Raw genomic sequence first — 8,322 nt, 5'->3', positions numbered from 1 at the left:
GGTGTGGCGTTGGTGGATAATGTCGAAGACGTCGGACAGATAGCCCGTGTCTTTGTCGCGCATGTTTCTGAACATGAACTCGGCCACGAGCTGCGCGATCTCGAGATATTGGTCCGAGTCGGGTGCGAACCCCAACAGCCGGTACGTGACGGCAAAGGCACCGAGACATAGTCCGTGCCACACGTCCATGATGTCGAGCTGCACTTTGGGTTGCTCAGAGCGGCACATACAGCGCGTGCCACCCTCACTGGCGGTGGTCATCTTGAAGTGCGTCGAACTTGGACGCTTCGGGCTTGATTGCTTGATGCGGTCCGAAGGGAGGGATGTAGGAGGAGGGTCAAATGTGTCAAATGAGCCAAGGGATCATGAAACGTGAGATATCATAATGTTTGAGACTGAGTCGATTTGCGCAGCAACTGCTGCGTGTCTATTGCAGAGCCCGTGTCTGCTCAAACGTCTGGTTCGTTTCATTTGGATCTCAAACTAAAATGTCCAATTTTAAACAATTTAAAACACTACTTTCCTTTCAATTTATCACTTTGCCATCTTGCCGGCACTCATCAACAGCCCTTGTCGACCACTTGCTGGTTCTTGAGTCCGCGTTTCAGGCAGTTGATGAACTGTGCCTGCTTTCGGATACAGTGGTCTACTGCTTGGGAGGTTGCCGCTGATACCAGATCTCCGCTTTGGTACTTCGGTACCTGTTGCTCCTCCTTCTCGCTGATATTGAGCTTGCGCTTCTTTCGTGCGCGGACGGGTGAGTTGCAGATGATGCAGCGCTTTTTGCTGCGGCGTTGCTCCTTGTCGCGCGGTGCTTCATTCAGGAACCGGGTGATGAGGAGTGCGAATTTGAGATTCTGCTTTGGGTCGGATGCACCGCCCAGCACTTGCTGCGCGACACCAAAGACTGTGGAGCCGTAGTCGTGCCACGCGCATTTCATGTCGCAGCAGAGCTTGTCGACACCGCACGAGACGTAATCATCGTCGTAATGCACGAAGCCGTCGGTCTGCACCACGGTATACTGTGTCAAGTAGGCGTGGAGCGCCCGATACATCATCCTCGATCTGGATAGTGTGTGTCGGTCCCACTCGTTGTCGTTGAACAGCCCGAGGATGATGTGGCCGTAATCCAACGAAAAGCAGTAGCGGTGGCGTCGGTTGATGATGTCGAAGAGAATGGGCAGATAGCCCGTGGTCTTCTCGCGCATGTTGTTGTACAGAAACTCGGCCATGCGTTGCGCGACCTCCACGTGTTGGTCTGGGTCGGATGCGTACTCCAGCAGCTGGTGCGTGACGGCAAAGGCAGTGAGACATAGTCCGTGCCACGCGACTGGCATTTCGAGCTGCACTGGAGGCACAGTAACGCGTCGCCGACGCAGGCGATAAGCGGGCATGCTGGTCTTCCCAAAATGCGTCGGCAATCACTTGATGTGGGTTGAAGAGTGGATGGAAGGAGAAGGATCAAATGTGTCAAATGTATTCAAGAATCATGAGACCAAAGATATCATAAGTTGAGCGGAAACCAACCACTATCTCAACTCACTCGAAGGAGACACCTTGAGCAACACATACTCACTCCCGTAGCGATGCAAATGTGTTTTGCGCTGCAAAGAATCCAACTTCGCAAAATTGGGCTTCAACATTGCTTTGTGAATCCACATCAATTTCAAAGCATTACTGTGCCCAAACTTTGATCTGGGACAGAACAGTGCAGTTGAATATGATCAGCAATGGAATTTACGCAAGCAGTGCATCGCAAACTGTCCCTCTGTGGTGCAGAACTATCAAACACCATCGCGGCGAACCTACCTCGCCTACTACCGTAGAGCGTCCCGGAGCACCCAGACGACCGCTTGGGCCAGCTCCGTCTCTGCAGTTTGCTGATCAACCATGTGATGATCTGCGTCAGTCCGAGTTTCAGTGGGCAGTTCGAGATGATTACTGCACATCCACCGCAATTTCACTTCAATCTGTGGTAGAACAGTGCCAGTTGACTATGATCAGCGATGGAATTTACGCAAGCAGTGAATCGCAAAATGTCCCTCGGTGGTATAGATCTATCGAACGCCAATGTAAGTTGAGGGTGAAGGGCGAGGTCGGCCAATTTTTTATTGGCACATCCAAGAGCTCACTTCATTCCGCCGACGATCACGAGATCGCAATGGCCTGAGATGAGAGTGTCCAACAATTCACAACAATTTTTCAAAGCATTACTGTGTTCGAACTTTGATCTGTGGTAGAACAGTGCAGTTGAATATGATCAGCGATGAACTTGACGCAAGCAGTGAATCGCAAAATGTCCCTCGGTGGAGTAGATCTATCGAACACCAATGTAAATTGAGGAAGCCGGCATGAGCCGGATAGTTGGTCCGCAATTCATTCTATCGGCTGAATTGTAGCCTCCCTTGGCGCAGTCTTTGACGAGGCGCCTCTTTAATGATTCGAACCAACCGCAGCCAAGACTCATGTCTGACCAAACAATGCGAGCTAAAACTCCAATGTGCGCACACTTTGGTAGCTTGGTCTCTACCATTGTGCGAAAACTTTTGACTGAGAAATCATAGACGCCGCGCGAGCGTCGACAAATCTAAAGCTAAAATTACAAAAATACAATCCAATCTCAAACAATACTTTCAATTTATCAACCTCAGATCAGGCTGAAACGGTAGCTCGTCGAACCTTTCTTGATCAGGTTCGTCTTGAGGCCCTTGTTGACCACTTGAATGACGTGATTCTTGAGCGTCTCATTGTTGTCGACATTGTATGTCTTCACAATGTACTTGGCGATCGTCCGCTTGGTGCTGTCGTCGCCCGTCATGGCAATAGCCTTGAGCACCTGTTGCGTGGTGAGCTTGGTCGACATCGGCGTTGTGATGGACACCACGGGCACCGAGATGCTCTTCTTGCTGACGTTGAGCTTGCGCCTCTTTCGTGGGCGGATCTCTGTGGCGACCGGATTGCGGCGCTTTTTGCCGCGGCGTTGCTCTTCGTCGCGCATGTTTTCGTACATGAAGTCGGCGATGAGACTGGCACTTTTGAGATTTTGTTCCGAGTCGGATGCACCGCCGTGCACCTGCTCCGCGACATCAAAGACAGAGAAGCCATGGCTGTTCACCGCGCACACGGCATCGCAGCAGAGATCGACATTGCCCGAGTCGGCACCCTCGATGGCGTCCTCGAGGCCTTCGGTCGGCGTCACGCTCTGCTCTTTCAGCTCCTGCTCCTTCATGAAGGCCTTGATCGCCCAGTACATGAGCATCGATCTGCCGCACGGCGACTGGTGGACGTTGAACAGCCCGAAGATGAGGTCACCGTAACTCGCCGAAAAGTCGTCGCCGTGGAGTCTGCAGATGATCTCGAAGACGGGGGACAGATAGCCTGGGACTTTCTTGTGCATGGTGTTGAACATAAACACGATCATGCGCGACGCGTACTTGAAGTGTTGGATCGTGCCGGGTTCGTAACCCAGCAGCAGGTGCGCCATGGTATGGCCACAGAGACACAGTCCGTGAAACGATCGCAGCATCTCGAGCTGCATCTTGGGTGGCCGAGAGCGGCACATACAGCGCGTGTCCTTGCCTTCCTCACTGGCGGTGGTCATCTCGAGGGACGTCGAACTTAGACGCTTCGGACTTGATTGCTTGATGCGGTTTGAAGGGAGGGATATGAGGAGAGGAAGGGTCAGATGTGTCAAATGAGCTACGGAATCATGAAACGCGAAATATCATAATGTTTGAGACTGAGTCGAATTTTTGACTGAGTCGAATTCAGCTGCATATGCGGCATATACTGCTACATACACTTGCGCAGCAACAGCTGCACGCCTGTTCCAAGGCCCATGTCCCTACCGATCGACTTGGAAAAAAAAAAGTGTTACTTGTCACACTCAGTAGCTTCAGAGCATCCGTGCTTATTCCATTCACGTGATCATGTCTGCCCACACACCTCGCGGCCTCGCCACTGGATACGCCAGGAAAGCAGGAGTTGACATCTCCGCCATTATCGACATCATCTTCGACTATTTTGCGCGCTGCCCACGGTGCCGAGACTCGCGGCATCTTCAGCTATTTTGTGAGGAAACGTGGACGGAGGGAAGCTGTTGCTCACCATGCTGCGAGCAATGCGATGACAATGGAATGTACGAAATCATTTGCGCAGAATGTCGGGAGTATCGAGTGCTGTACAGCACAGAATCAGAATGACTTTGAAGGGCGAGTGACGCCTGTATTGTTTCAATGTTAAATTTTACGTCTTTTGTGCGACTGTCGACGCTGGTTTTGAATCTGTCGGGCCATCCACCCCCTGTAACGTTTGTTTGGGCGTTTCTTCAGTGGGTTGAGCCCCTCGCTGATGCTCATGGTCTCCTTTTGCACCTGGATCCGGTTCCTGTTGTACATCTCTCCGGTGCGCCAGTTATACATTTTGTTGATGCGCAGCATCTCGAGCTGTTGCTGCTTGGCAAAGATGGCAGCCTTATTCAGTTGATACGCTTCCTGCTGGACCTGCTGTTCCAGTTGAAACAATGTTGCCTGTTGTCGATGCAAAGCAGGCTGTACGGGACTTTGGTGCTGAAGTTGGCGGAAAGAGGGCACAGGGTCGCGACGAATGTTTTGAGAGCAGTGTCTTGACCACGCACTCTTTTTGGGGATGCGCATGTCCTGGTAGCGATCGGAATCATTGCTGGTCGCCGAGTCACCCGAAGAGCGCTTGTCAGAAGAGCGCTTGCGGCGATGGTGATCAGAATCATAGTCACCCGAAGAGCGCTTGTCAGAAGAGCGCTTGCGGCGATGGTGATCAGAATCATAGTCATCCGAAGAGCGCTTGTCAGAAGAGCGCTTGCGGCGATGGTGATCAGAATCATTGCTGGTGCCTGAGTCACCGGAAGAGCGCTTGCGGCGATGGCAGTCGGATTCATTGCTGATGGCCGAGTCACCAGAAGAGCGCTGCCGTGTGCGCACTGGTGACTGGGACGACATGTCCGCTTTTGGACTGGGCGATGCGCTGATTGGAAAGTCAAGATGGACTGACTCGGGCTGAACAGGGCAAGTCATGGTGGATGGATATTGACAAAAAATTATGATATGATTGCGTAAGCTAGGAATTGACGCCGGTACTTTTTGCGTTGAGGATGCGCATGATCGAACGCATGTGCGATTATTTTGTAAGGTCAAACAAAATATCAATTTAATTTTGAGCCACACAGAAGTCTACGTCCACTTGTTCGCTTCGTCATGCCAAGTTTGCCCTTGCAATTTGTGGATGGTCATGTGCTGCTTGCTGAGACTCAGTCGCGCCCAGCCCATGCACGTCTTGTACCCAAACAGCCGACACGCAGCCTCGGCGAAACTGCAGTAGCGACTGTCTATGTATTGCTTGAGTTCGTCGCGTGGTTTTTTGGACTTTGCGTCAAGGACCCGGCGTAGGAACCGACGCAGGCCGAGAAGACGGCGCTCGAACATCGCACAGTCGCGCGGTTGAAGGAGTACCATTTTGGGGTTCCCATCAGCGTCTATTGTCTTCATTCCAATCAGATGCGGCAGGAACCAGGTCACAATTCCTGTGGTGCCGTGGCACAGACCATTGAGCGGGTCAATGTTTCGCAGAACCATGATGGGAGCTCCTATCTTGAGCTGGAGCTTGTCTGCGGGTAAATTATTTCTCTCTGTGCAGTTTCCCTTCTTTTCAATGGGGAGGAATCGCCCGAATCTGTTGGCTGACTCTATGCAGAGCGGCTCCGACGCATCCGTGGAGTAAGGATTCAATGTTGTGTGTTGGCTGCTGCCAAAGACGGCGTTGTTGCCGTTGGCGAAAAAGAGCATCGCGCGAGTGCTCTGCGTCATGACCGACTTCAAGGTCGCGGTCAGGCACACGATGACAAAGAGCAACAGTGCGACTGGCACGGCGATGACCACTGTGATGGCAGTCGAGAACGTCGTCATTTCCGATCTCAGTTGCAGTCGTGATTCAGAGTGCGCGGGAAGAGAGAGAGAGAGGGCTGAAAAGTCTTTTCTGGTTGAATTATTATGAATGAGGCAGGGATCAATAATGCAGATGCAAAAGCGGTGCACCCCGCTTTTGTCACGAACGGAACGACCTCAACAGTGCTAACTGGTTTCGCGTGGTTTTCAACTTTGACAGCAACAAAGCATGTCACACCCAAACTCTCGCGTCAAATGCAAGGTGGTACAACGCAAGACACGCCATCGCCCAAAGCCACAGAAAAAGACGCAAGCGGCGCCAACCTATCACCCAACTGACCCGCGCGTCAAATGCAAGGTGGTACAACGCAGACCACGACCTCGTTCCTTCTCTACAGAGGCTGAATCGCAAAGAGCACTACAAACCGCAAATGAACGCATCTATGTACTACAGCAAGAGCTGGGCAAAGCGAAACGGAGAATTCGACTCTATAAAAGTATACTCAAGCGGGTGAAGACCGCAGTACGCGAATATACTCAAGCCACCACTGACCAATGAGATTGTATGCTAATGTTTTAATTCAAGTCATCGCGCATCGCATGACAATTTGAGAAAAGGAGTGAGCACACCCAGTGTACATAACACCATGAATGGATAGCACGAATCTGCTACGAACCGCGGCATCGTAACATGAGTCGATTGTAAGTATCAGACTCAGGCTTCACGTCGAACATCTCGGAATAGAAGTTGCCCAGTGCTGCATAGTGCATCTTGGGCTTTTTGTTCTTCTTCTACAATCCGGTTATCATCTCAATGATGTCGATGTCCCAGCCAACGCACTCCGTCTGCAACTCCAAGTGCAGCAGCCAGTTCGATTGCATCCTCGGCGTCAATCATCGTGAACTCACTCTCAATGCCGCTACTTTCAGTGTACCCGTTGGATTTGCGCGCGCAAAAATGTGAGTTTGCACAGTGCGCAGAACATCATGAATGGATTGCACGAGTCTGCCATGAACCTCAACATCGTAACATGAGTCGATTGTAAGTATCTGAGTTGAATCAAAAAATGTCTGATCCGTTGCAACAGACACTGGGGCAAGGACACCGTCCGTGTCGCAAGAGTTCTATACGCACTGGCGCCTTTGTGTCATGTGCAAGTCTGTTACAAACTAACCGCGAAATAGGCGCGGAAAGTGCACTCGGAGGTGCGCAACCATCACACGGACATCTGATCCCTCTGGGTCCGTCCCAAGCTGTCGCACCGTATAGCCACGCGCAATTCCTCGCCCACCCAACAGGACCATGCGCACGCCATGGCCGGGCACAACCACAATATAAGTCGCGTTGCCTGCTGCGCGATGCATGCGCCAGCACACCGATTCGACTCCATTCACGCAGATTGCTGTGGTATCGCTGTGTGATGCCGTCACCGGCTGCTCGCGCTTCTCCTCGACGCTCTGCTCAGGACCCTGCCCAATCTCCTCTTTGACCGTGGCTGTGACCTCGCTCTCATCGTCCGCGTTTTTCGCCTCGAGGATGTCGGAGTTGAGCCTGCGCTTCTTACGCGTTGCTGAAGCAGATGCATGACACTCGGGCACCACCTCGTAGATCTTACGCGTGTTGCGTTGCTGTTGCGCATTTGCGCGAGGAAAACATCACCATGTAGCGGAGGGCTGAGCATCACACCTTGTTTGGCTCTTTGCATTTGAGCTGACACTCGTCCATCTTCACATTGGCTTTGGAGTCCTGATGGTTGTCCATTTTGGTTCAAACAGCGAGAACCTTGCGCTGGGATGAACTTAAAGTAATTACTGGTTTTGTGTGTGTAAAAATGTGAGTTTGTACAGTGCATAAGATTATACACCTCACTGCTGAAATATCTCCGGCTTTCAATCTCGTGATTCATCGCAACACACAATCCATCAATAACAGGCCGCTCAACAGCGCTTGGTAGCCTTCTGCCGCTCGCCCTTATGAATGCGGCCGCTGTGTCCTTTGCCCTGATAGGGAGGCGCTGTAGGAAAAGGAAGCAACTTCTTTTTCTGAGTGTGTGTCAGTGCCATCGCCAGAGCAGGCATCGGAAGCGAACCGCCTACAGGCATCGACATCGGACCGTCGCTTCTCCTTGCAAGAGAAGTTGAAATGTCAAGCATGCATCTTCCTCGACCACGTCCATGCATCAAACCAATTTAAACAATTTAAAATTTTCTAAATTTAATTTTCAATCAACTTACATTTTTTCAATCTGGCAGACTCTCTGTCGCAGGCGCCCGTACTTGTCGGTCTTGGTCTGCACCAGGAAATGCACCCGGAATTTCTTGCCGGTCACCTCCTTGAACACCTCCGCTTGCTCGTGCTCCGCCCTCTCCGCAAACTGATCCGCGGTCAGCCCTCCCAGCAGCT

Annotated in this window: 8 protein-coding genes; 1 reads left to right on the top strand and 7 read right to left on the bottom strand. The window is 51.7% G+C overall.

Going from position 1 to position 8,322, the window contains the following annotated elements:
- The 5 genes from HRU21_10370 to HRU21_10350 all read right to left on the bottom strand — a co-directional run.
- On the bottom strand, positions 1-261 hold a 261-nt coding region (locus HRU21_10370), incomplete at its 3' end, for a hypothetical protein (protein ID NRA42694.1).
- Positions 262-560: 299 nt separating this feature from the next.
- Positions 561-1,394: a hypothetical protein gene (locus HRU21_10365; protein ID NRA42693.1), complete on the bottom strand. Its 834-nt coding sequence runs from the start codon at positions 1,392-1,394 to the stop codon at positions 561-563.
- A 1,253-nt stretch (positions 1,395-2,647) separates the two neighbouring features.
- Positions 2,648-3,484 carry a hypothetical protein gene (locus tag HRU21_10360; protein NRA42692.1) on the bottom strand — a complete coding sequence of 279 codons (837 nt, stop codon included), beginning with the start codon at positions 3,482-3,484 and terminating at the stop codon, positions 2,648-2,650.
- A gap of 754 nt (positions 3,485-4,238) precedes the next feature.
- On the bottom strand, positions 4,239-4,976 hold the full coding sequence (locus HRU21_10355; GenBank protein ID NRA42691.1) for a hypothetical protein: 738 nt from the start codon (positions 4,974-4,976) through the stop codon (positions 4,239-4,241).
- Positions 4,977-5,207: 231 nt separating this feature from the next.
- Entirely contained in the window at positions 5,208-5,939 is a 732-nt protein-coding gene (locus HRU21_10350) for a hypothetical protein (protein ID NRA42690.1), read from the bottom strand.
- Between the two features lie 84 nt (positions 5,940-6,023).
- Between HRU21_10350 and HRU21_10345 the strand changes: the two genes are divergently transcribed.
- The gene (locus HRU21_10345) at positions 6,024-6,257 is read left to right on the top strand and encodes a hypothetical protein (GenBank protein ID NRA42689.1); all 234 of its coding nucleotides are present in this window, start codon (positions 6,024-6,026) and stop codon (positions 6,255-6,257) included.
- An 831-nt stretch (positions 6,258-7,088) separates the two neighbouring features.
- On the opposite strand, the gene HRU21_10340 is transcribed toward HRU21_10345, so the two are convergent.
- Entirely contained in the window at positions 7,089-7,349 is a 261-nt protein-coding gene (locus HRU21_10340) for a hypothetical protein (GenBank protein ID NRA42688.1), read from the bottom strand.
- Between the two features lie 800 nt (positions 7,350-8,149).
- On the bottom strand, positions 8,150-8,322 hold a 173-nt coding region (locus tag HRU21_10335; GenBank protein NRA42687.1), incomplete at its 5' end, for a hypothetical protein.

It is taken from the genome of Pseudomonadales bacterium (genome assembly GCA_013215025.1).
Classification (GTDB): domain Bacteria; phylum Pseudomonadota; class Gammaproteobacteria; order Pseudomonadales; family DT-91; genus DT-91.
Note: the sequence above shows the minus strand (reverse complement) of the source record. Positions and strands in the feature narration are given on the sequence as shown.

What these genes read in the sequence shown, in the direction of transcription:
- HRU21_10365 (NRA42693.1), bottom strand. Translation starts at nt 1,394, where the DNA reads ATGCCCGCTTATCGCCTGCGTCGGCGACGCGTTACTGTGCCTCCAGTG.
- HRU21_10360 (NRA42692.1), bottom strand. Translation starts at nt 3,484, where the DNA reads ATGGCGCACCTGCTGCTGGGTTACGAACCCGGCACGATCCAACACTTC.
- HRU21_10355 (NRA42691.1), bottom strand. Translation starts at nt 4,976, where the DNA reads ATGTCGTCCCAGTCACCAGTGCGCACACGGCAGCGCTCTTCTGGTGAC.
- HRU21_10350 (NRA42690.1), bottom strand. Translation starts at nt 5,939, where the DNA reads ATGACGACGTTCTCGACTGCCATCACAGTGGTCATCGCCGTGCCAGTC.
- HRU21_10345 (NRA42689.1), top strand. Translation starts at nt 6,024, where the DNA reads ATGAATGAGGCAGGGATCAATAATGCAGATGCAAAAGCGGTGCACCCC.